The following is a 22,968-nucleotide window of genomic DNA, read 5'->3' on the forward strand; positions in this document are numbered from 1 at the left end:
CAACAAGAAGAATTTGAAATTTCTAAAAATTTCGAGATTCTTGCGTAAACTCGAAAATAGGCTTAGGACCCTACTTGGGCAAAAATTGAAGGCGCATACCGGGATGAAAGAAGAAGTCGATATTTATCAAGATCTTAAAATGCGCCTCATCTCGAATGGATTCGAGCATGGAGCCAAGGTGCGGGCCGAAGAATTACGTAAAGAGTATGGCTGTTCTGCGAGTGCAGTTCGCGAAGTCCTTTTTCGTTTGTCCGCTGTAGGCTTGGTGGACTTTCAGGAACAAAAAGGTTTCCGCGTGCCAATGCGTTCGCCGCAGAAGCTTATCGAATTGACACATGTCCGTGTTTTGTTGGAGGCCGAAGGTACGGCAATGTCGATCCGTAGTGGCGGGGTGGATTGGGAAGCAAGACTGACGGCCGCGCATCACAAACTCAGCCATATCGAAAAACGCATTCACGCCACAGACGACCCGAGCGGCCTTATCGAGATATGGTTTGCCTCGGAGAAGGAGTTTCACCAAACGCTTATTTCTGCCTGTGGCTCGGAAACCTTAAAACAAATGCATGGCCGAGTTTACGCGCAATTCAGACAGCAGTTGATGGTGGCAGACCGGAACTTTGAGTTCATTTCTCAGAACATAAGACACCATGCCGATATACTTGAAGCAGCATTGTCAGGGGATGAGCAGTTAACACGAGAGAAAATTCACGATCATCTGAAACGCCACCTAACTGGAAAGACGATGGGCGACTAAAGCCGAAAATCGTCTTCCAAATACACCCGAATGATTTCGTCGAAGCTTGATTCCGCCTCGAACCCCAACTCCAGAGCGCGATCTGTTTGAAAATCGCGCGGCCAATTCTTGACTATTCGTTCGATTGCCTCGTCGGGTTCTCGCCTGACAAGGCCAACTGCATCTTGACCGGCCACGGCGCGCAGCGCTTCGATTTGTTCGGCGACGGTGCAACTTACGCCCGGCATGTTCAACGCGCGTCTGTCGTTCAAAAGCTGCGTGTCCATCGTTGCTGCATGGGTTAAAAAAGTCGCAGCGGCGCGGGGGCTGGCGTGCCAGTGGCGAACAGTTTCGGCAACTGGCAAGATAGCCTCATCCCCATTCAATGGCTCTCTGACTATACCTGAAAAGAAGGACGAAGCGGCAGCGTTCGCTTTGCCTGGGCGTACACACAAAGTGGGCAAGCGCAAGGAAATACCGTCGATATATCCTTTCCTGCTGAAATCCGTAATCATCAATTCAGAGGCCGCTTTCTGCGCTCCGTAACTGGTTAAAGGTGCCGAGAGGAACTCATCGTTTATCTTGTCGGGGTACGGTGCCCCGAAAACCGCTATCGATGAGGTAAAAACGAGACGAGGCGTGTACTCGCCTTCTGATGCCTCGTGTTCATCTCTGAGTGCGTTTAGCAGTGCCCAGGTTGCCATAAGGTTGACGTCCCAGCCCAACGCAAAGTCAGTTTCAGCTTGGCCTGAAACGATAGCTGCAAGGTGAAATATGACGTCCGGGCGCTGAGCTGCAACCGACTTGGCGATGCCTGACGTGGTCAAGTTCCCCTCAATTTGCTTACCTGGCGCACCGTCGAGCGGGAATGAGAGATCGAACAGTGAGAGTTGAGCACCTGCTCCAAAAATTTCTTGGGTCGAAACGCGTTGGGCCAGTTTCTGGCCAAGCATTCCTCCACCGCCTATAACAAGGATCCGCGTCACAGCATTCCGTTCCGTTTTTTGAGTTCCAGATACAAAGCCGAATGATCCAGCTCGGCCCCATCCATTTCGTCTATCAGATATTCGAAACGGTCGCGCACGGATTGGGTGCTGGGTAGCTCGACCCCAAGGCTGCGCGCTTCCTCTAGTGTGTTGTCCAAATCCTTTATTTGAAACTTAGACAAACCTCCGGGTACAAAATTTCCATCAGACATGCGTTCGCCATGTTGTTGCAAGATAATGCTATCCGCAAAGCCCCCCTTCAGTGCGGCCCTCAACGCGGTCGGGTCTGCACCGCCTTGTTGAGCCAGCAATGTCGCTTCGGCGACAGCCGATATTGTCACAGCGACAATTGTTTGATTGGCCAATTTGCATAGTTGACCGGAGCCACTTGGGCCAACATGCACAGGGCGCCCCATTGCTGTCAGAACCGGTCGCACGCGCTCCATAACGTCCTGATCGCCACCGACCATGATCGCGAGGGTGCCAGCTTCGGCACCCTTGGTGCCGCCGGAAACCGGGGCATCCAGATGCTGCACCCCCATCGAGGATAATTGCGCGGATTGCTCTCTGGCGTGTTCGGGTTTGGCGCTGGACATATCAATCCAGATCATCCCCGGTTTGAGTTGTTCGCGGAAAGCCTCGTCAGAAAGCAGCGCGCGGGTCGCGTATCCATCCGAGAGCATGGTTATTATTACGTCTGTATCCGAGATCGCCAGCGGCGCAGTTTCCGCCAATGTCGCGCCTTCTGCTGCTAACGGTTTCGCCTTTTCCAAGCTGCGGTTCCATGCAGTGAGCGGAAATGCGGCGCGCAAAATATTCCTCGCCATGGGGGCACCCATCAGGCCGGTTCCCAACAGAGCTACTTTGAACTGCTTGCTCATCATCTACTGTCCTTCCGAAGGTGCGCCACGCATGGTTATGGCCAAACCAAAATCTCTGTCATACGCTAACGGCTCTGGGCCCACATGCCAGAAGTCGTTGCGAAACCGCCAAGGTTTCTTTGCTTCTCGGTTGACCCGTGGAACGAAATAGCACTTGTTCAGCCGCCACTTTAAGAGTTGGAATATTTATATGTTAGAAAGGCTTAAGGAGGAGCAAGAACTAGCCACAGCCGCCGCACAAGTGATCGGAACTGCAAGCACGTATGAATTGGCAAGAAAGGGTTCGAAAGTCTATGCGCCGGCTATAAACTCCGAAAATCTAAATTCGATTCGCGGGCAGAATCTCGAAAATCCCGAAATTTTCGAGATGAATGTGGCGAATAATAGCAGTATTCATCATGGGGTCGCGCGATTGAAGCCAGATGTTTTGTTCAACGGCGACGGGTTCGTGCATCACGGAACTATTCTTGATGCAACGGATGGTGAATGGGATTTCGCCATGGACCTCAATCTGCGCTCAATGGTGCGGACGACAAAGGCTCCCGTTGTTGGGGTGACGAAATTGGTGACCGTGGATTTCATAGCGCAAGGAATTCGGTGCAATTGCATTTGCCCAGGAACAGTCGACGGTCCCAGTTCGCGTGACCACGTAGAAGCCTTTGGCGATCAGCTGAGCAGCAGAGAAGAAGCGCTCGCTCAATTCGTGCCGCCTCAACCTGCCGGGCGCGTAGTGAAAGCGGAAGAGATTGCTGCATTGATCGTCTATCCGGCATGGGATGAGAGTGCATGCACCACAGTACAGACACATAAAATTGACGGAGGTTTGTCAGCCCAATGACAAAAGTATCAAAGGACGATCTGCGATCTCGCAAGTGGTTTATGAATTCCGAGAACCTTGAGATGACTGCATTGTATCTGGAAAGATACCTGAATTACGGGTTGACCCGTGCGGAGCTGCAATCAGGCAAACCGATCATTGGCATTGCTCAAACCGGAAGTGATTTGAGCCCCTGTAATCGGCATCATATCGAGTTGTCCAAACGCGTTCGCGACGGAATCATCGCCGCCGGGGGAACGTGCATCGAAATACCGGTCCACCCGATACAAGAAACCGGTAAACGGCCAACGGCCTCACTTGACCGCAATCTGGCTTATCTCTCATTGGTTGAGAGTCTATTTGGGTATCCGATTGATGGCGTTGTTCTGAACATTGGTTGCGACAAAACCACGCCCGCACTTCTAATGGCCGCTGCGACTGTCAACATCCCGGCGATCGCCCTGTCGGTCGGCCCCATGCTGAACGGTTGGTGGAAAGGTGAACGCGCCGGATCGGGCACGGTTATCTGGAAAGCGCGCGAAGACCTTGCGGCTGATGAAATTGACACTGATGAGTTCATGGAAATCGCAGCCGCCGCAGCACCTTCGGTCGGTTATTGCAATACGATGGGAACAGCAACGACCATGAATTCGCTCGCTGAAGCTTTGGGTATGCAATTGCCCGGATCAGCAGCCGTACCAGCCCCGTATAGAGAGCGCGGCCAAATCAGTTATGAAACCGGCAGACGTGTTGTGGACATGGTCTGGGAAGATCTGCGCCCCAGCGATGTAATGACACGTCAGGCTTTTGAGAATGCGATTGTTATCAACTCAGCGATTGGTGGATCGACGAACGCGCCGATCCACTTGAATGCAATCGCCAGGCATCTTGATGTTCCATTGAATAACGACGACTGGCAGAAACTTGGCCACGACGTTCCACTGTTGGTTAACATGCAGCCTGCGGGTGAGTATCTGGGCGAAGATTACCAACAGGCCGGGGGTGTTCCCGCCGTCGTCGGAGAGCTTCTGGATGCTGGATTGCTGCCGCATCCAGATGCGATAACGGTGAACGGCAAGACGATGGGCAATAATTGCTCGGCGCGCCGGTCTCAAAATAGCGAAGTAATCAAGCCAGTCGGCAGCCCGGTCAAGCAACAGGCGGGGTTCATCAATCTCTCGGGCAACCTGTTCGAAAGCGCGATTATGAAGACATCTGTGATCTCAAAGGCATTTCGAGAGACCTACCTGTCGAACCCGGATGATCCTAACGCATTTGAGGGCAGGGCGATTGTGTTTGATGGGCCTGAGGACTTTCACCATCGGATCGATGATCCCGCAGAAAGCATCGACGCAAACTGTATTCTGATCATGCGCGGAGCAGGACCAAAAGGATACCCGGGTGCTGCAGAGGTCGTGAATATGCGTCCGCCCGCATATTTGATAAAGCAAGGCATCGAAGCCCTTCCTTGCATCGGTGATGGACGGCAATCCGGTACATCAGGAAGTCCGTCTATCCTGAACGCCTCACCCGAAGCTGCAGAGGGTGGTGGGTTAGCCTTGGTGCGAAATGGCGACCGACTGCGCATCGATCTTGGCAAAGGCACAGCAGATATGCTGGTTTCGCTCGAAGAGCTGCATGAACGCGCCCGCGACCTGGAGGCAAAGGGTGGGTATGCAATGCCGCCCAACCAATCCCCGTGGCAGGAAATATTCCGCGAAAAAGTAGATCGCTTGGATCGCGGTATGACACTCAAGGGCGCAGAAAACTACCGCGATATCGCGCGAGGTTTTATGCCACGCGATAACCACTAAAAGGAACAGAAATGAAACTTGTTCGTTACGGAGCCGAGGGCTCGGAAAAGCCGGCCTTGGTCGACTCTGAGGGTCAATTGCGGGATCTGTCCGCCCGTATCAACGATATCACGGGTGACGTGCTGGATGATGGAACGCTTGATAATTTGCGTTCGTTGGATCCGAACAACCTGCCAATTGTGGAGGGTGATCCTCGTATCGCACCATGTGTCGGTGACATTGGTAAGTTTCTCTGCATCGGTTTGAACTACTCGGACCATGCCGCAGAAACCGGCGCAGATATTCCCGAGCATCCGATACTTTTTTTTAAGGCTAACTCAGCGGTCATTGGGGCATATGATGATGTTGTCATGCCGCGAGGATCTACACACACTGACTGGGAATGTGAACTGGGTGTCGTCATCGGTAAGACGGCCAAATACGTTTCCAAGGCCGACGCGCTCGAACATGTTGCGGGCTATTGTATCGTAAACGACGTGTCGGAAAGACATTTTCAAACTCAACTGACCGGTCAATGGACCAAAGGCAAGTCTTGCGACACATTCGGCCCTACTGGTCCGTGGCTAGTGACCCGGGATGAGGTGCCTGATCCTCAAAGCCTTGGGATGTCACTGGATGTAAACGGTCAGCGCATGCAAACCGGGAATACTGCTACGATGATCTTTTCCGTTGCCGAGATCATTGAGCATCTAAGTCAACTTTTCACACTGTACCCAGGTGACGTCATTTCAACTGGAACACCGCCCGGTGTTGGAATGGGGATCAAACCGGAACCCATTTACCTGAAAAAAGGCGACGTCATGGAGCTTCGCATCGATGGACTTGGTGTTCAGCGGCAAGAGGTCGGCCAAGATGACTGACTTATTGCAAATCGGAGGGATCACTGAACGGATGCGAGAGCGCCTGTCCGCAGCGTTCGACATCCATCAATTGGACGATTTCGACGCGGAAAATGTTACGCATATCGTTACGAACGGGCACGATGGTGTTCCGCATGACCTGATGACATCACTCAGTAATCTGAAGATGATCAGTGTCTATGGGGTCGGCTACGACGCCGTCGACGCGAACGCCGCGGCTGAGCGTGGGATTGTTGTGACGCACACACCCAATGTGTTGAACAAAGAAGTCGCAACAACCGCCGTTCTGCTATTGCTGTCATGTTACCGAGAACTCATACGTGACGATGACTACGTTCGGTCCGGACGGTGGGAAGTTGAAGGCAATGCCCCTTTGACGCGGTCTGCGGACAATCAAAAAATAGGCATTCTTGGTCTTGGTCGCATTGGTCAGGCGATCGTTGATAAGTTGGAGCCGTGGGCCCCCGAAATTTCTTATCACACCCGCAATCAAAAGGATGTCCCATACCGGTATTTCGACAATTTGGTTGAAATGGCAGAACATGTGGACGTCCTCATATGCATCACTACCGGCGGTCCGTCGACGAATAAGCTGGTCAACGCTGAGGTGCTGCGCGCGTTAGGGGCAGGCGGCACTTTAATAAACGTTAGCCGAGGTTCGGTCGTCGACGAAACTGCCCTAATTAATGCATTGCAAAACGGTGAGCTCGGGTGGGCGGGGCTTGATGTTTTTGAGGACGAACCGCGTGTTCCAAAAGCATTGCGCGAGCTGTCCAATGTCACTCTGCTCCCTCACGCTGGTAGCGCGACTATTGAGACGCGAGCAGCAATGGGTGACCTAACTGTCGAAAATCTGCTGCAACACATTAAGGACGGAACGGTGATCACAGCTGTGCCAGAATGCAGAAATCTGTAACAGGCTGATCTGAAAAGTGTTTGAGTTTGCTGTTGCGGTTTTCTTTCTGCTGATTACGCCGGGCCCAGGTGTTTTAACAACTGCAGGCATTGGATCAGCATTTGGTTTTCGAGCTGGACTCGCTTTTGTGGCCGGTTTGATGCTGGGCGGGTTCATCAACATGATGTTGGTTGTCTCTGGTGTCGCGGCGGTAGCTTTGGCCATTCCGGTGCTTAGAACTTTCCTGCTATTTGCCTCTGTCGGTTATTTAGGATTTCTCGCCTGGCGTATTGCGAGCGCTGGCTCAAAGGTCGGGTTTTCCCCTGCGGTCTCGCCACTTGGTTTTGCGAACGGGCTGACACTTCAGTTCATTAATCCCAAGGCTTACGTGGTCGGCACAGCATTGTTTTCAGGGTTTGCCTTTTTGCCCGATGCGCCCGTTTGGGAGGTCGTCATAAAAATCATAGTTTTCAATATGATTTGGGTGCCAGTGCACATGATTTGGCTGGGTGCCGGCGCAAAGGTGGGCAGCCTTGATTTAAGCGAGAGATCGCATCAATGGATCAACTTTGCGATGGCGGCTTCGTTGATGGTTGTTGTGGTGATTGCACTGGCGTCGGCGCTATAGACGGCATCTACCGTCAGTCGCGCTTAGAAGACGATTGAACGCCACAAATCAAAGTGACGCCGTTATTCCACCATCGACATAGAGAGTATGTCCATTGACGAAACTGGAAGCGGGGGAGGCAAGGAATATGGCGGCACCGACAAGTTCTTCTACATTGCCCCAGCGACCGGCCGGGGTACGTTTCTCGAGCCATGCACTGAACTCTGGGTCAGCAACCAATGCGGCGTTCAAAGGTGTATCGAAATACCCGGGCGCAATGGCGTTGCAGTTCAGACCATACTTAGCCCAATCAGTAGCCATGCCTTTTGTAAGGTTGGTCACGGCACCTTTTGTCGCCGTGTAAGGCGCAATACCCGGTCTTGCTAATGCGGATTGAACCGACGCAATGTTAATGATCTTTCCTGACTTTCTTTCAATCATGTGCCGTGCCACAGCCTGACCGACGTGAAAGACCGACGCGACATTTGTCTGTAGCAGGCGCTCGAACGCATCAGCGGGGAAATCCTGTAGCTCCGTCCTATGTTGCATTCCGGCATTGTTTATCAGGATGTCTATGGGACCGACGTTCTCTTCAAAGTTGTCCACGGCAGATCGAACACCTTCATGATCGGTCGCATCGAACGAAAGTTCACGTACCGAGGCGCCTGTTTCGCTCAACTCCGATGCGGCTGCCGCTAATTTCGCGGTATCGCGCCCGTTCAAAACGACCTGCGCACCGGCGGCAGCCAAGCCACGAGCCAACGCAAATCCAATGCCTTGGCTAGAGCCTGTTACGAGTGCGCGCGTTCCCTCTAGGTTGAACATTTCAAGCGTCATGCAAAAATCCCTTGGTTGTCAGCACCGACTATCCGTATCTTTTGGCAATCTGTATAGGGAGTCCGTGCAATGTCTTCGGCCAGTGTTGCTGTTGTTATCCATGCCGCAAAAGATCTGAGGTTGGAAAACCGGGACGTTCACGACGTGGGGTCGGACGAAGTCTTGATTGCCATGCGCGCGGGTGGGATTTGCGGCTCTGACCTGCATTATTACAACCACGGTGGTTTCGGTGCGATCAAGCTGCGTCAACCGATGGTGCTAGGGCATGAAGTTGCAGGGGAAATCGTGAAAGTTGGGTCAAGCGTGCAGGGGTTACACCTAGGTCAACTGGTTGCAGTTTCTCCATCCCGCCCTTGCCAAGCCTGCACTTATTGCCTGAACGGGCAGCAAAACCACTGTCTTGATATGAAGTTCTATGGCAGCGCGATGCCGTTCCCACATATCCAAGGCGCTTTTCAAAGCAAACTCGTGGCGAAGGCCAGTCAATGCGTTCCAGCAGATGGGTTGAGTCCCGCGCAGGCCGCCATGGCCGAACCTCTGGCGGTCTGTTTGCACGCGATTAAACAAGCCGGGAACCTCTTAGGCAAAACGGTACTTATCACGGGATGCGGTCCGATCGGCTGCCTCACGATCTTGGCGGCACGTCGTTCTGGAGCGGCCAGAATAGTGGCGACGGATATCTCGGACCAGACCCTCGCTTTGGCGCGTGAATGCGGGGCAGACGATGTCATCAACACCTACGCCGATCCGCAAAAACTGGAGCAGTTTGAAAAGGACAAGGGCCAGGTTGATGTCCAACTAGAGTGTTCCGGGGCTCAATCGGCTCTGGCTTCTGGTGTCGCTTGCTTGCGACCGGGTGGAACATTGGTTCAGCTTGGTCTGGGCGGAGATATGACAGTGCCGATGCAGGCGTTGACTGCGAAAGAGATAATGCTTCGCGGGTCTTTCCGTTTCCATTCCGAGTTCTCAGTCGCGGTCGAGATGATGCGAAGCGGACTAATAAATGTCGACCTGTTGGTGACACATTCCTTCGAGGTTGGCGATGCCGTCACGGCTTTCGAGATCGCGTCTGATCGAAGTCAATCAATGAAGGTGCAGTTAACTTTTCCGGATAGTGACAATGGATAGACGAACGCGTGATATTGCAAAGACTTATGAACGAGATGGTTTCGTAGCTCCGCTGGATATCCTGACAGCTTCCGAGGTCCAAACGCTACGCGATGATTTTGAGAAAGCAGAGCGCATTCTCAGAGACGACCGAGAGAAACTCAAGCTTCTTTATTCTTATCCGGACAGGCTGATACCATCATTCGATGCACTTCTGCGCCATCCGAAGCTGATTGAGGCTGCTTCAACGGTGTTAGGGCCGGACCTCATGGTTTGGAGCGGTGCACTTTTCGTAAAAGAAGCGCGGTCATCGAAAATAGTCTCGTGGCACCAGGACTTGACCTATTGGGGCTTGGACGATGCTGAAGAGGTTACTTGTTGGGTTGCGATTTCAGAAGCGTCTGAGCAAAGCGGGTGTATGAAGTTTGTTCCTGGCAGCCATAGAAGCCGTATCGTGCCTCACGTAGACACCTTCAGCGAAAACAATCTGCTGTCACGAGGGCAGGAAATCGCAGTCGATGTGAACGAAAAAGATGCAGTCGCTGCCGAATTGCGTACAGGGCAGGCGTCCATGCATCACGGGCATCTTTTCCATGCATCAGGGCCCAATAACACAGACGATAGACGCATCGGTGCGGCGTTGCGTTTCATAAAGCCCTCAATGAAACAGCAAAATGGCGTGAAAACTTTGGTTGCGCTAGTCGCAGGGCGAGATGATTTTGGGCATTTCTCAGTTGCGTCCTCCCCTCAGGGCTTTTTGCATGAGGAGGATTTCGTTGTGTGTCAAAGGGATGCAGACCGCAAAAAACAAATACTCTTCGCAGGAGTAAAGTGACGCCTTTGGCAAGCTCAGAACCAATGTTACTTCGGCCCGAAAGCCGACCTAAATCGCGAATACTAGTGGATATTCAAAAGTTCTCGTCGCAACTCAGCCTTACTTCCATTTGGGCGAAAAGTAGTAGAGGAAGTCTACGGCAAGCTCGAAATCAAAATAGTCACCGCAAGCTCTTAAAGTATTCTGTTTAGTTTTTAATTTGCGCTCAGCGCCTCTTCCATTGTTTTGACCTTTTCAGTTACTTCGCTCCAATATGAACCACTTTTTTTGTCAATGTGGTTTTCCAAAACTTTGAAAGCATTTTGGAAATCGACCTGCTTCACTGACTTAACGAGTTCAATGTGCTGCTTGTGGGATCTCGACATATGCCGAGGGTGGCGGCCTAGCCTGTTGCGCACGGCTGAGACTTTCAAAGCTATTGTCTGATAGGCGTCATTGAGGAACCTGTTGTTTGCGCAATCGAAAAAACACTGGTGGAAGATAGTGTCCTTACGAAGGTATTCCGCATCATTTCCGGAGTCTCTTGCCAGATTCATTTCTTGAACACATTTCTCCAGTTCGGCGTAGAGCCTCTTGCTGTCGGTTTGCATAGCGTATTTTAACGCCGCGGTTTCTAGGCAAACGCGCGCATCGATTAGTTTGTCAAGTTCGTCAGGTTCAAGGTCAAATACGAATGATCCACGTTGGGGTTCGACGACCAATAGCCCTTCCATTTCAAGTCTGTTGATCGCTTCACGTACTGGCGTTCGACTAACTTCCAGTTCTTTGGCTATTTTCGCTTCCGAAAGCTGTTCACCTAGATCGAACTCGCCGCTTACAATGCGTTCTTTCAGGTTTTCAGCCACTAACTCGGTTAATGATTTTGGGCGGTTGAACAGAGCCATTTCGTTTCCCCTATCAGGACTGTATCAACCGAAGCATTGGCATTCAATGTGTTAGGGTCAGTGCCCAAAGACTATTGCGCGGTCTTGTCAGATTAACTTTTATTGAGCAGGGCAGGGTGGTTGCGTAGCTTGTGCCGATGACTAGACCCGCCTCTTTCAAGTATTATAAGATCAGTCCTGAGACAATCCGCCTAGCGGCGATCGTGGACGTTCAGTTCCTGCTATCGCTCCGAAAATGTAGAAGACCTGCTGGATAGGCTTGGTATCGAATTCAGCCAAGAGACCGTGCGGTATTGGTGGAACCCCTTCGGCCCGATACTAGCAGCGGAAATCCGGAAAAAACGGGTCCAACAGCTGCGGGCAAACTCAAAATCGAAATGCATTTGGATGAAGTCTTCGAAAAGGTAGACGGCAAGCGGCATCGTCTGTGGCCCGCAGTAGATTATAAAGGCGAGGTGCTGGAAGCCGTGGTCACCAAACGTCGAAACCAGCTGGCGGCGTTGAAATTCCTCAGGAAATTAATAGAGCCGCACGGCGCAGCAAACGAGTTGGTCACAGATCGCTTCGCGTCATACTGGGTGGCACTCAGAGAACTTCGTGTGACGGAAAAGCAAAAGACGGGCAGGTGGCTCTATAACCGGGTTGAGAACTCACACTTCCCGTTTCGACGACGAGAACGCGCAATGCTTCGGTTCAGGCGGATGCGAAGTTTGCAGAAATTCGCCTCCGTCCTCTCATCTGTCCATCGCCGCTTAAACTAAGAAAGATCGCTCGCTAGCAGAGATACCCACAATCTGAAATTCACCGCCGCGCTCACCGAGCAGCGTCAACTTTGTTCCGGGTAGGTTCTCGGTTCCCGCGGGAAACTGAGACTGGTTCGGATTTTTCTGACAGCACCCCCTCGCAGGGGCTTCGCGGAACTAGGTAAAATACGATGCTGATCAGGCAAAAATTGCCGGATCAATCCGATCCACAGGCGTTATCACATCGGCGGGAATGTTCAGGCGTTCTGCCGCTTTTCTGAGGCTTTCCTCATCCGGTGCTTCGTATAAGCAGTACGTTTTGCGCTTATCTGCACTGAGAAACGAAAAAATCCATTCGACGCCGACTTCGTCATTGATCTCTTTTATGTGAATTTTGTCATCGTCTGTGACGTTGAGCTGCTCGGCGAAATTTCTTTCAATTATGTACCTTGGCATAAAGTCCCCCAAACCAGATTAATTACCTTAACTCGCTACTCCTTCGAGCTTTGATCTAAGGGAAACCATACTCAATTTCTGTGAAATTGCCAACGCTTCCCCTTCCAGTTGAAACGCCTGTTCCACATCATTCGGGCGCCCGCGTCGCCTTAGTGCAGTTGCATATGCCGCCTTGCTGTGCGCGACCCAAGGTGGACATTTCATGCGCGTGTCAATTTCTATGGCCTTCTCGAACATCTTCTCTGCGGCATCCCAGTCCTTCAGAACCGTACTCAGACTTCCGAGGCGTCGCGCAGCTGCGCCAGTGCATACTGTAGTGGCACCAGCGGTGATCGTAAGGTCTTCATAAGGAGCAAGCATTTCATAGAGTGTCTTGGCGTGTTCCTGATGCTCAATAGCGACACATATGTCAGCCAGATAGGACAATGTCGTTGAATACATGGCGTCGGGTGGAAGGTCGAAGCCATTGGCGGCCATTTCATTCAGTATTCGTTTAGCGGGTTCTTTGTACCCAAGTTCTGCAGCGATAAGACCAAAACCGGGCTTCCAAGAAATGTCTTCGGGGCTGTCTGTCATCAGTTTCTTAATCACAGGCGCAACTTCGTGCAGTCGGTTTTGCTCGCGGCGGATCGTGAACATCTGAACTCCAAAGACGCCCTCAACATGTTCGCCGTGGGTCTTTCGACCAATTTTCACCGCCTCGGTGGCGTGTTTCTCGGCTTGCTCAAAATCACCGTCCATAATTGCAACCATGGCGCGTGCGTGTTTCTGAACCCAATAGAGCTGCAGATGATTGTCCTTTTCCGAAATCTCAGTAAGTAAACCCAGAGAATGGTCCATCAACTCACGGTCGGCCATCTCGGCGCCTACAAACAAGCTCAGAGTTCGGTCCCGCCCTTGGTCGATACTTCCAAGATGCTCGGCCACACCGTGCATCGCCTCCAGGTTTTCACGCCAATGGCGGGCTTCTCTCCCCTTACGCGCAACGAATGGGGCCCCAAAATGCATCATCATTACCGAGAACTGGGATTTATAGTCTCCGAGTTTTGCGGCCAGCTCCATGGACTGCTGGCCGAAACGCGCACCTTCGGAAAACTGACCGACGAACATGTGGGCGCGCGCAAGCTGGCTCATCAATCTGCACCGACGGACTTCATCATCATCGGGCAAATCCTTCAGTGCATTGTCACAGAGATCGATTGCTTCATTGTGCCTTTCGCTGGACATCATACATGAGTCAGCGAAATGGTTGGCCGCGTCAGCGGCCAACTCCACATCGTGCACCGCCCGCGCCGCGTTGGAGGCGTCTTTCAGAACTGCAATCCCTTCAGGCAATTGACCCAGGCTGTCGTGGCTGCGGCCAACAAGGATCTTGCCTTGGATTAATTCTGTTTTGGAGTCAGGGCTAAGTTTTTCAGCAGCTTGCAGCGTTTCTCTGGCGTGCGTCATCGCCTCCTGGCTGGCAGATCGCGCCAACGCCATTTCTGTCGCAATTTGCCATTTTTCGAACGCAGCCCTCCAATCCTCAGCTTCTGAAAGGTGGCGGGCGACCAGTTCGGGACGACGCGCGATCTCGGCGGACCTTGTCTCTATCAACGCACGCGCCACATCTGCGTGTTGTTGTTTTCGAGTTGAGCTTAGCATGGACTGATAGGCAGTATCGCGAATAAGGGCATGACGGAATACGAAATGCCCGCGATTGTGTCCGCTTTCGAAGATTATGCCTGTTCGCGAAAGTTCTTCTAGGCAAGTGTTGATATCAGAATTTGCAACACGCATCGCCGCATTCAAAATGCTCGGCTCAAACTCTCTGCCAATAACAGAACCTGTTAGCGCGACCTGTTTCGCCTTAGGCGAAACCGCATCAAGACGCGCCATCAACGCGCCTTTCAAAGACGAGGGTATATGGATTTGTCCTTGCTCACCCGCCTCCACAATCGTTCGCGTCAATTCCTCCACGAACAAAGGTACACCGTCGGTCTTTTCGATGATTTTGGCAATCAAAGCATCGTCCGGTTTCTTCCCTGTGATATTTTCGACGAGGTGTGAAACATGCGCAGAATCGAACCGACGCAGTACGAGTGACTGAACGTGCGTGTCCCCATCGTCGCGGGCCAATTCCCACCCAGGTCTGTGGGTAATCAAGATCATCAAAGGAAGGTCGCTGGATATCGACTTAAAACGCTCCAACAAGGCTTGTGTGGAAGGATCGATCCAATGCGCGTCTTCGACACACAGAACAACTGGGCACACGTCTGATCGCACCTGCACTGTGTGAATCAAAGTTTGGATTGTGATGTCGCGCTGCTCCTGCGGCGACATCTCGAGCACCTTTTGGGCCTGCGCACTACGAGGTGCAACCAAAGCTGCGAAGACAGGTAGAACTTGTTCCCAGTCCAGTCCCGGCCGTCTTTCCAGCATCTTCCTGACATGTTCAAGGATCAGATTGTCGTCGAAGTCCGGTTCGACACCCGCGTCCTGGGATATCCGTTGGGCAACGGGATGAAAGGGGCTACTGCTGAGATAAGGAGAGCAATTCAGCCTTATGATATCTGCCTGGTCGTTCGCGGTGATATCTGCGAGAAATTCCTCTGTAAGTCGCGATTTCCCAATCCCGGCTTCACCGGACAGCAACACAACCTCTCCATGACCATTCTGGGCACGTCGCCATGATTGCAGCAGAATACCCTTTTCGTAGTCCCGGCCGATCATAACACTGTCGACTTCATCGCGATGTGCGGCTCGGAACCGGCTTTCCGCACTGCGTTCCGACACCACTTTCAGCAGAGTCCGAGGCTCAGCAAAACCCTTTAACTCTTTCTTGCCAAGAGATTTGTATTCAAAAATCCGATGCAAAGCGGTCTCAGTTTCCTCTGCCGACAACACGACCGAGTTTGGTTCCGCAAATTCTTGAATCCGTGCCGCAAGATTGACAACTGGGCCCGTCATGGCCCCTTCTTCATATGTATTTTCACCGATATTATCGCCGACAACGACATCACCACTCGCAATACCCAGCCTTACTGACAAGCGCTCTCCGTCCGGGGTTTTGAGTTCGCTGACGCGATGAACGGCCTCAAGACCGGCTTTGATCGCCCGAATTGCGTGATCTTCGTAGGCCCTCGGCCAGCCAAAAAACACGAGAAGACCGTCGCCCAAGTATTTTGCAACATAGCCACCATATCGACTTACGGCGCCCGCAACGGCGTCTTGGTAGTTCTGTAGCAAGTCCCGCATATCTTCGGGGTCGAAACGATTGGTGAGTTCCGTCGAGCCGACTAGATCGGCAAACAAAACAGTTACGTGGCGCTTCTCAGCAGTGGCGGGCTGACCATGCTTACTTTTGAGTGGATCGTCACTTTGTGAATGGTTTGAGATGGGCGCGTTTACGTTTTCCGGGGGGTGTTCACGGGATGCTTGTGGCAATGAAGTTGCGCGTTGCTGGCCACTTAGCTCTTGCACTGCGGCGAGGATGATCTTGCGGTGGCCAAGGCTCACCCCGAGCTCTTTTAAGTCGTCGTCTGACAGAAGTGGCAATACACGCGCATCGATATCATTTGCCGCAAAAACATCTGCGTACTGGCTCAGTTCGAGATCTTTCAACCACTTTACAATTTCGACCGACATCTTTGGATCATGCTGGGATACGGATCACTAATCAAGAATACGTATTAAAATCGGGATGTCCTCCAATGAAAAGCTACAGTTTACCTTTACCTTCAGATCAACCGACTAAGTCGGTTCGTGCCCAAGCATTCCAGAATTGCGCAACTTGCTAATTTGCTGCACGTATTTGATGATTTGTCTCTGAAGAGAGCTTTGTCCGCGATGTGTGATTGCGCGCAGCGCTAGGCTACATTAGCGTAGTGAGCGTCTCCTTTGATGGGCCGTGACGCGGCATACAGACTCAGCTACTTAGGGCAGCTTTGCGCCGCCCAAGATGAACCAACCCGGCACACCACTACAGATGCTGTACTGACTCTGAAGTCGGTTGTGAGCCCACTTTGCCGGGTGCTGCACTGCGCAAGAACGTCTACTCTCGGGAAGGGGGCCAAAAACAACCGTTTTTGACGCCCAAAAGACCGACAAACAATCGCAAAACTCGCTGAGTGAATTGTGACTTGGTCGGCCGCTTTGAGTCAGGAGTGGTGTTTACATTATTATTGCGTGCGACAGTTTGCGTTGTTTTAGTATTAAAAGTTCTCCGTGGTTCCCTTGGGAGTTTTTAATAATGCGATTGACGTTTTTGACTGTATGTATTTGTGCTTTGCCAACGCTCGCGGCCGCCGCGGATGTTGGGCAGGAAGCAATTGACGGCTGTATCGACCAATTGCGAGAAGTCGGAGGGCCAGATGGACAAGGTGGCACGGTGCTCTCCACCGAGTTTTCCGAAGCAAACTCGCTTGTCATGTTGCAAGATAGAGGCGAAACAATCTGGCGATGCCTTGTCTCAAACGATGGTCAGGTTGCCGAATTGAGCGTTGCACAAGCCGCAGATGACGGCGGTGGTGCGATGGCGGGCTCTTCTGGCACAGGCGCGCCAAGCACGGAGCGTGTGAAGTTCGCAAGTGGCACTTCCGGTGCGGAGCTGACCGGCTCTCTCCTGCCACAAGAGAGTCTGCGTTATATCCTGGGTGCACGCGACGGTCAGTTCCTTTTTTTCCGTCTCGCCGCGAACGGACCCGGAATGACCTATGTGATCTATAATCCGGACGGGTCTGTGCTGCTCGATGAAACGGGCGCGGCACAAGAGTATCGTGGGCAGCTCTGGCAGTCGGGAGATCACGTGATCGAAGTCTACAACACTTCGAACGGTGCACAGTCCTACAACGTGATCTTTGGCATCGAATGACATGACTACGGAAGAGTCTCCGTATCAAATTGGAGCATCCATGAAGAATCCGCTTATGCTGGTTTGTGCATTTACGACACTCGGCGCGGTGGCGGGTTGCGTGGAGACATCAAGCCCCACTGCACCTTCAACTGACCAGCCGTCCGTGGGAAGCTCCACCGATTTGTCCGCATTTGAAGGTGCGCGGGCCGGTCAGGCCGAGATGGGCATTCAAAACCTCGGCTACGAGTTGATCCGGACAGACGGTCTAACCGCCTTCTGGTTTAACCCCAGCACGGGTGCCTGCGCGCGAATCACAACTGCCAATGGCCGTTATTCGGATGTCACGATGCTGACCGCCGCAGATTGCTAACGCTTTAGGTCGTGGCTGAGTACTTTGTCTGATCGAAAGGAAGTTTCATGAAGTACACGCTTGCAGCCGCAACACTGCTCGTCGTTTTGGCAGGATGTGCAGAAGAGCAATCCTTCACCACGGAAGCGGATATTTCCGAAGCAAACCGGAACACCGAATGCCCTGTGGATGTATCGGAAGCGGATCGCGCGAATTATCCGGCGTGCAACTAGTCTGACAGCGGCACCCGGTGAGTTTCACTTACTCATACCGAAAGGAATAGGCAGTGTCAGGATCGGCAACCGCCTGTCGTTGGGTTGTTCGAACCTTAAGGGTTTTGTACCTCATTGCACTCGCGCTGTTTCTGGTCGGCACCTTCGGGCTTTTTGGTCAGCAGCGAGACCCTTTGTCCGGTATCTTCCTGCTGCCCCTAGGCTTGCCATGGGTTCTTTTGACAGATGGTTTTCCAGAGTCTTGGCGCCCTTGGCTTGCGAGTCTGGCTCCTGCGCTCAATCTTGTAATCCTAACGTTGCTTTGCCGTCGCATAAGTCGACGCCAGTAGACATCATTTCTGTTATTTGAAAGGGACGCTGTGAGCCTTGATATTCCACATATAATTGTCACCGTAGCAATCAGTTTTGCTGTCCTCTGGGGCCTCGACCAGACGACACTTTTTGCGAACATGCCGAAACGAAAAGCAACAGTGCTTAAGTTTGTCACCCTATTCGTTGCAATCTTAATTCTGAACCTAATCTGGCCTTACGGGTCGAAGGGCTAACCCGAGACGCAGCTTTGAGGATCGTAGCTGCAGATCGGTAGTACACCGACGTCGCGCCTTTCGAAGGCAGCCGACCGTCCAAGTTCGAAGTGACGGCGTAATGGTTGCGAAACACTGATGCGAGGAACATAGGGTCACAGGGTTCACCGACATCCACGTGCAGCCTTTTTTGAGATCGGGTGCCTTGTCTGCAGAACGTATGATCGCTGTGACGTCTAAATCCTTTGCGAGCGCAGCATCGAGGACAAGCTTAACTGTCCGGCGATTCGCGCCCAAAAGAACGAGCTTAAAAACCCTCTCCTTTCAATAAGAAGCTGCACTTGCGACCTGCGCTCAGGCGGAGAGGCAAATCTTGTTGCGGTCCAGATCCCTGACGTAGGCCGAAAAGCGCGGTCCACGTTGGTTCGGTTCGCCTTCGCTCGTGCCACCGAGCTCGATGGCCAATGCATAAAGCCTTTCGACCTCTTCAGTCGACCCGACACTGAAGCCGACCATGGTTCCGTTTCCATTGGTGGCAGGGTTTTCGTCGAACGGGATGGCGACTGCAAAGGCAAAGCCAGGTCCGAGCCAGTATGTCATTCTGTCGGTGGGCGATACACGCTCCACACCCGTTTGACCAAAAAGCTGGTCATAAAAGTGCGTAGCGGCGGCCATGTCGTTGGTACCGACTACGAAGTAGTTCATTTGCATGGTGCGATGTCCATTGAAATAGTGCTGAGTGTTGAGAGTGTCACTTAACTGTCAGTTTGAAAAACTCGATCAGCTGACCGTTCGGATCGGTGATCTTGAGCAGGTGGATGCCAGGCTCTTCAATGATTTCTGGGGTGGTCGCTCCGGCGGCAATGGCGCGCGCGTGCAGGACCTCAAGATCGGCGGATTGCAGGTAGGGAACTGCGCCCGAACCTGCCTCGGCCCCCGGTGCGTACTTATCCCGTGACACGATCGCTAACCAGCCACCAGCCACGTCGAACGCCACGAATTCTGGTAGCCCGATTGTCGGTTCACTGTCGAACAGGGCGCGGTAGAAGGCCTCCGATTCCTCCATGTTGTCCGTCGGCACATAGGCACCCATAGCTATGATCGGCGCAGTTCCCTGCTGCTCGGACGACTTCGCTGCGAGCGCTGTTGGTAGAACAGCGGCGAGGGTTAGGGCAATGAATCGTCTCATATTCTGATCTCCTTTTTCGATGCCTTTCCTGCTTTTACCGCGCCTATGCTGACAGCGTGTTGTCAGCATGGTGTCAGTATGATCTGTTTCTTAGAAAGGAGATCACATGAGGCGCGGCGACAGGCTATTTGAAATCATCGAGATTCTGAGACGCGCCAAAGGCCCGATCTCAGCCCAGTCCATTGGTGAAGAACTGGGCGTGACCAAACGCACGGTATACCGCGACATTGCTGCGCTGATTGGGCAGGGCGTGCCAATCAATGGCGAGGCCGGGGTCGGCTATGTGTTGGAGCCCGGCTTTCATATGCCACCGCTGATGCTGACCCCGGATGAGATCGAGGCCGTTACGCTTGGTGTGCTGTGGGTCCAGACCCGAGGCGAACCCGAACTTGCGCTGGCGGCTGAGAAGCTGATCACCAAGCTGGAAGCTGTCGCTCCTGACAAGTTCCGGACGTCATTCCTTCAGCCGGCGGTCAGCGTCGCGCCCGTCACACAGCCGGATGAAATGCTCGGCGCGGCGGCCATTCGTCTGGCCATTCGGTGCCGCAAAAAGATAGCATTGAAATATTCAGACCACTCAGGCAAAAAGTCCCGTCGTGTGATATGGCCCATACTGCTGGGTTACCGAGACACCAGCCGCATCATCGCCGCATGGTGCGAGATGCGAGAAGGTTTTCGTTACTTTCGGACAGAGCGGATCATTGAGGCGGAGGTCCTCGAAGACAGTATTCCTCGGCGTATGGACCTACTCCGCGCGGAGTGGCGCGATGCAACGGATGCAGAACGAAAGCGCTATGAGGAGGGGGCATAGGGCGGGGCGTGCCGAAGGACCGCTTTGGGAAGCCGCAGCGCCGCTTTAGCAACGGCACGTTTGGGGCGGAACCGTCAGTTTCTTGGAGTGGACCGAAGGATGGCTTCGTCCGCAAAGCAGATATTGAGCGAAATTCACTGAACGCCAGCATCGAGCCCACAGCACAAAGGCTTGAAGGGCAGCGCGCATAGGTTCTGCTTTGCAGTTTACTTGCAGATCGGCAATTCCAGTGGCGGCTGTTTGGGCAAAGATGCTCTCCAACTATTTATGATCGGCTGTAGGCTGCTTTTGGGCCAAAACTTTGGTTCGCCAATCGCTTTTAGGCAAGCTGCGTTCCAGTAAACTCCAGCTCGAGAAAGTGATTTTCCCTTTTTTACTGCCTTGGCGACAGCGTTTATGTCTTTAGATTCTGGGTAGATGTAGAGGGTTGTCGGGTTTCCTTCTACGAGCGCCAAGATCTCTTTTGAGGCGGATTGTGACCAGGTTGTGCAACCATTGCTACGACCACCAGTGTAGTTCACAAGCCTTCCGTAAGGGACATAGCCATCGTTGTCTGCATGAGTGCTTTGAGGGTTTTTGAACCTGCATTGCCACTTGAGGAAGACAGCCGGATGGCCTCCGATGGCGCGCTCGCGAGCATTGCTCGTTTCTCCTTCACCATCAAACAAAAGGAAAGTGCGATAGAACGGCTGCGTTTTGCCGGAATGACTGTGGTAACCTTTGAAGGACGTGCGGGTTTCAGCCGTCACATAGGCGCCTCCGGCCGTTAGTTTAGAGCCCTCTGCATTGCTGAAGTTCTTCGCGCATTGCCGGCCATTCGAAAAATTGGCGCGCTGGAGTTTTCGGCCATTGCCATAGCCGGACGAAACCGCTCGGAAAGACTTTTGTGACTCGCAGATGACATAAAAACGCTTACCCGGATTGCCGTTTCTTGCAGTGCTAGGGCGGGTTGCGTCCTTGGCAAGGTAGCAAGGGTTCCTGACTTCGCCTCGGCGTAGTTTCTTGATGTAAAGCGCTCGTGCCCTTTCCAGAACGATCGGCGCGATTTGCCCTTCACCTGTACCCACGTGCTTTTGTAGCCACGCTGGAACATCTTGCGTCATCGCATTGGCGCGGTCCGGTAGGGCGCCCACCGACATGGCGATTGTTATGACCGAGAATGCGAGACGGAGTGAATTCGGTAGCAACGGGAAATCTCCTGCTAGAATGTCCTCGGGTTCAGTCTACCACAGTTCTTGCGCGCTAGGATGCTGGCCAAGTTTACAAGCGAAGCCTCCTGTTGCCTCAAATCCCACTTTTCGTTTGCGGAGGCTTTCTTACATCTTGGACAATAAATCCTAGGATGTTGCGCAGGTGTCTGGACATTCCGAGATTTGCTTCCAAATGAAGGCCATGATTACACGTCGCAAGTTCGTGTTGGCAACCGCAACCGCAATTTGTGCTCCGTTTATTGCGCGGGGACAAACGGTGGCGCTGAATGATGCAATCAGCGGTCTTCCGCAGTTGCATTCACTTCAAATTCAACGTGGAAACGAGGTCATTTTCGCGCAGGCCCAACGGGGTGCAGGCCTGGATAGACCGGCCAACATAAAGTCGTGTTCGAAAAGCATTGTGGCTTTGCTGTTGGGGACAGCGATTGACCGGCAGGAAATCCCATCTGTAGATGCCACCTTGCAGGAGGTCGCTCCGCGGCTTTTGCCCGCTAACGCGACACCCGGTTCCGAAAGCATTACGATGGAGGATCTGGTAACGCTGCGGGCAGGGCTCGAAAGAACCTCGGGCAGCAACTACGGAGAATGGATCAACTCTCCCAACTGGATCGCGGACGCGCTGACGCGACCGATGGTTGCTGAACCCGGAGAGCAGATGCTCTATTCCACAGGATCGACCCACGTGCTTGGCGCAGCATTGAGCGTGGCAACCGGACGAAGTCTATTGAGACTGACGCGAGAGAGGCTGGGTGCACCACTTGGTATCGAGATACCTGCTTGGACGAGGGATCCACAGGGCTACTACTTGGGTGGCAATGAGATGGCGATTACGCCGAGGTCAATGTTGAAGATCGCGGTGTTGCTTCGGGACCGCGGGGCTTTTGCCAACACGCAAATCATTCCTGAGCGTTGGGTTTTGGAATCCACCAAGCCACACGGCCGTTCGCCTTTCTCTGGATTGGACTACGGCTATGGCTGGTTTCTGTCCCCATCCGGCTATGCATTGGCGCGTGGGTACGGAGGCCAAATCATAGCGGCCCATCCTGAGCTAAACCTTGCCGTCGCAATCACCTCTGACCCTACGCGTCCCGCGCGTTCTGGAGGATACTTTGGAGATTTGGTCAGATTGTTGGATGGGCCGATTTTGAACGCGACCTAGGGGCTTTTTTTCAACCCACTTGGGGTTGGTCACGTTTGGCCTAAACGGCGTGGGACAAACAAACAGCCTTCTTCTTCGGTGGAACAGAGGAGCATCTGGACAGCAGAGCAAATTACTCTTCTGAAAGGTGAAAGAGGCGGTGGCCAGCTTGCTTATGTTCCCACAATCTCGCTTTGCGGGTCCAGTCAGGCCGATCAAAGAGC

Annotated in this window: 22 protein-coding genes and 1 pseudogene; 14 read left to right on the forward strand and 9 right to left on the reverse strand. The window is 52.9% G+C overall.

The features are described 5' to 3' along the window. Positions 1 to 103 precede the first annotated feature (103 nt). Positions 104 to 754, forward strand: coding sequence for a GntR family transcriptional regulator (locus ACR0B5_RS06545; RefSeq protein ID WP_170376101.1), 651 nt, complete (start codon positions 104 to 106; stop codon positions 752 to 754). On the opposite strand, the gene denD is transcribed toward ACR0B5_RS06545, so the two are convergent. Then, positions 751 to 1,719, reverse strand: coding sequence for a D-erythronate dehydrogenase (denD, locus tag ACR0B5_RS06550; protein WP_480539344.1), 969 nt, complete (start codon positions 1,717 to 1,719; stop codon positions 751 to 753). The two genes, ACR0B5_RS06545 and denD, sit on opposite strands and share 4 nt — an antisense overlap. Beyond that, positions 1,716 to 2,600, reverse strand: coding sequence for an NAD(P)-dependent oxidoreductase (locus tag ACR0B5_RS06555; protein ID WP_480539346.1), 885 nt, complete (start codon positions 2,598 to 2,600; stop codon positions 1,716 to 1,718). Before ACR0B5_RS06555 ends, denD begins: the two co-directional genes overlap by 4 nt. Positions 2,601 to 2,754: 154 nt before the next feature. On the opposite strand from ACR0B5_RS06555, the gene ACR0B5_RS06560 reads away from it, so the two are divergent. From ACR0B5_RS06560 to ACR0B5_RS06580, 5 genes are read left to right on the forward strand one after another with little or no spacing between them, the layout of a single operon-like run. Then, positions 2,755 to 3,438, forward strand: a complete 684-nt coding sequence (locus ACR0B5_RS06560) for an SDR family oxidoreductase (RefSeq protein WP_480539348.1) — start codon at positions 2,755 to 2,757, stop codon at positions 3,436 to 3,438. Beyond that, positions 3,435 to 5,231: an IlvD/Edd family dehydratase gene (locus tag ACR0B5_RS06565; RefSeq protein ID WP_480539350.1), complete on the forward strand. Its 1,797-nt coding sequence runs from the start codon at positions 3,435 to 3,437 to the stop codon at positions 5,229 to 5,231. Before ACR0B5_RS06560 ends, ACR0B5_RS06565 begins: the two co-directional genes overlap by 4 nt. An 11-nt stretch (positions 5,232 to 5,242) precedes the next feature. Beyond that, positions 5,243 to 6,091: a fumarylacetoacetate hydrolase family protein gene (locus ACR0B5_RS06570; protein WP_480539352.1), complete on the forward strand. Its 849-nt coding sequence runs from the start codon at positions 5,243 to 5,245 to the stop codon at positions 6,089 to 6,091. Beyond that, positions 6,048 to 7,007, forward strand: a complete 960-nt coding sequence (locus ACR0B5_RS06575) for a 2-hydroxyacid dehydrogenase (protein ID WP_480539354.1) — start codon at positions 6,048 to 6,050, stop codon at positions 7,005 to 7,007. Before ACR0B5_RS06570 ends, ACR0B5_RS06575 begins: the two co-directional genes overlap by 44 nt. A 16-nt stretch (positions 7,008 to 7,023) precedes the next feature. Beyond that, on the forward strand, positions 7,024 to 7,614 hold the full coding sequence (locus tag ACR0B5_RS06580; protein ID WP_480539356.1) for a LysE family translocator: 591 nt from the start codon (positions 7,024 to 7,026) through the stop codon (positions 7,612 to 7,614). Between the two features lie 48 nt (positions 7,615 to 7,662). Here ACR0B5_RS06580 and ACR0B5_RS06585 read toward each other — a convergent pair whose 3' ends face one another. Further along, positions 7,663 to 8,430, reverse strand: coding sequence for an SDR family oxidoreductase (locus ACR0B5_RS06585; protein ID WP_480539358.1), 768 nt, complete (start codon positions 8,428 to 8,430; stop codon positions 7,663 to 7,665). 69 nt (positions 8,431 to 8,499) lie between these two features. On the opposite strand from ACR0B5_RS06585, the gene ACR0B5_RS06590 reads away from it, so the two are divergent. Together ACR0B5_RS06590 and ACR0B5_RS06595 are read left to right on the forward strand one after the other, a co-directional pair. Then, positions 8,500 to 9,558 carry an L-idonate 5-dehydrogenase gene (locus ACR0B5_RS06590; RefSeq protein ID WP_480539360.1) on the forward strand — a complete coding sequence of 353 codons (1,059 nt, stop codon included), beginning with the start codon at positions 8,500 to 8,502 and terminating at the stop codon, positions 9,556 to 9,558. Further along, positions 9,551 to 10,372 (forward strand): phytanoyl-CoA dioxygenase family protein, encoded by an 822-nt coding sequence (locus tag ACR0B5_RS06595; RefSeq protein WP_480539362.1) that lies wholly within the window; start codon positions 9,551 to 9,553, stop codon positions 10,370 to 10,372. The genes ACR0B5_RS06590 and ACR0B5_RS06595 overlap by 8 nt, the downstream gene beginning before the upstream one ends. 194 nt (positions 10,373 to 10,566) lie before the next feature. Here ACR0B5_RS06595 and ACR0B5_RS06600 read toward each other — a convergent pair whose 3' ends face one another. Continuing rightward, on the reverse strand, positions 10,567 to 11,256 hold the full coding sequence (locus ACR0B5_RS06600) for a GntR family transcriptional regulator (RefSeq protein ID WP_480539364.1): 690 nt from the start codon (positions 11,254 to 11,256) through the stop codon (positions 10,567 to 10,569). Between the two features lie 137 nt (positions 11,257 to 11,393). Between ACR0B5_RS06600 and ACR0B5_RS06605 the strand changes: the two are divergent. Then, a pseudogene (locus ACR0B5_RS06605) lies at positions 11,394 to 12,101 on the forward strand (IS6 family transposase). A 96-nt stretch (positions 12,102 to 12,197) separates the two neighbouring features. Here ACR0B5_RS06605 and ACR0B5_RS06610 read toward each other — a convergent pair. Next, positions 12,198 to 12,455 carry a DUF4242 domain-containing protein gene (locus ACR0B5_RS06610; protein ID WP_170376838.1) on the reverse strand — a complete coding sequence of 86 codons (258 nt, stop codon included), beginning with the start codon at positions 12,453 to 12,455 and terminating at the stop codon, positions 12,198 to 12,200. Between the two features lie 27 nt (positions 12,456 to 12,482). Beyond that, the gene (locus tag ACR0B5_RS06615) at positions 12,483 to 16,082 is read right to left on the reverse strand and encodes an adenylate/guanylate cyclase domain-containing protein (RefSeq protein ID WP_480539366.1); all 3,600 of its coding nucleotides are present in this window, start codon (positions 16,080 to 16,082) and stop codon (positions 12,483 to 12,485) included. Between the two features lie 781 nt (positions 16,083 to 16,863). Here ACR0B5_RS06615 and ACR0B5_RS06620 point away from each other — a divergent pair. Genes ACR0B5_RS06620 through ACR0B5_RS06630 form a run of 3 tightly spaced genes read left to right on the forward strand, consistent with a single transcriptional unit; the run spans position 16,864 to position 17,871 of the window. After that, a complete protein-coding gene (locus ACR0B5_RS06620; RefSeq protein ID WP_480539368.1) occupies positions 16,864 to 17,307 on the forward strand; it encodes a hypothetical protein in 444 nt (147 codons plus the stop codon). 40 nt (positions 17,308 to 17,347) lie between these two features. Continuing rightward, a complete protein-coding gene (locus ACR0B5_RS06625) occupies positions 17,348 to 17,659 on the forward strand; it encodes a hypothetical protein (RefSeq protein WP_480539370.1) in 312 nt (103 codons plus the stop codon). A gap of 47 nt (positions 17,660 to 17,706) precedes the next feature. Further along, complete coding sequence (locus ACR0B5_RS06630; protein ID WP_480539371.1) at positions 17,707 to 17,871, forward strand: hypothetical protein; 165 nt, start codon at positions 17,707 to 17,709, stop codon at positions 17,869 to 17,871. 878 nt (positions 17,872 to 18,749) lie between these two features. On the opposite strand, the gene ACR0B5_RS06635 is transcribed toward ACR0B5_RS06630, so the two are convergent. Together ACR0B5_RS06635 and ACR0B5_RS06640 are read right to left on the reverse strand one after the other, a co-directional pair. After that, positions 18,750 to 19,106 carry a VOC family protein gene (locus ACR0B5_RS06635; protein WP_480539372.1) on the reverse strand — a complete coding sequence of 119 codons (357 nt, stop codon included), beginning with the start codon at positions 19,104 to 19,106 and terminating at the stop codon, positions 18,750 to 18,752. A 40-nt stretch (positions 19,107 to 19,146) separates the two neighbouring features. Then, on the reverse strand, positions 19,147 to 19,584 hold the full coding sequence (locus ACR0B5_RS06640; protein WP_480539373.1) for a VOC family protein: 438 nt from the start codon (positions 19,582 to 19,584) through the stop codon (positions 19,147 to 19,149). A 106-nt stretch (positions 19,585 to 19,690) separates the two neighbouring features. Between ACR0B5_RS06640 and ACR0B5_RS06645 the strand changes: the two genes are divergently transcribed. Beyond that, positions 19,691 to 20,395 carry a helix-turn-helix transcriptional regulator gene (locus tag ACR0B5_RS06645; protein ID WP_480539375.1) on the forward strand — a complete coding sequence of 235 codons (705 nt, stop codon included), beginning with the start codon at positions 19,691 to 19,693 and terminating at the stop codon, positions 20,393 to 20,395. Positions 20,396 to 20,601: 206 nt separating this feature from the next. Here the strand turns inward: ACR0B5_RS06645 and ACR0B5_RS06650 are convergent, their stop codons facing one another. Continuing rightward, positions 20,602 to 21,498, reverse strand: coding sequence for a hypothetical protein (locus ACR0B5_RS06650; RefSeq protein ID WP_480539377.1), 897 nt, complete (start codon positions 21,496 to 21,498; stop codon positions 20,602 to 20,604). Between the two features lie 289 nt (positions 21,499 to 21,787). Here ACR0B5_RS06650 and ACR0B5_RS06655 point away from each other — a divergent pair, with 289 nt between their 5' ends. Beyond that, positions 21,788 to 22,765, forward strand: coding sequence for a serine hydrolase domain-containing protein (locus tag ACR0B5_RS06655; protein ID WP_480539379.1), 978 nt, complete (start codon positions 21,788 to 21,790; stop codon positions 22,763 to 22,765). Positions 22,766 to 22,968: the final 203 nt, after the last annotated feature.

Source organism: Ruegeria sp. AG1, assembly GCF_056541705.1.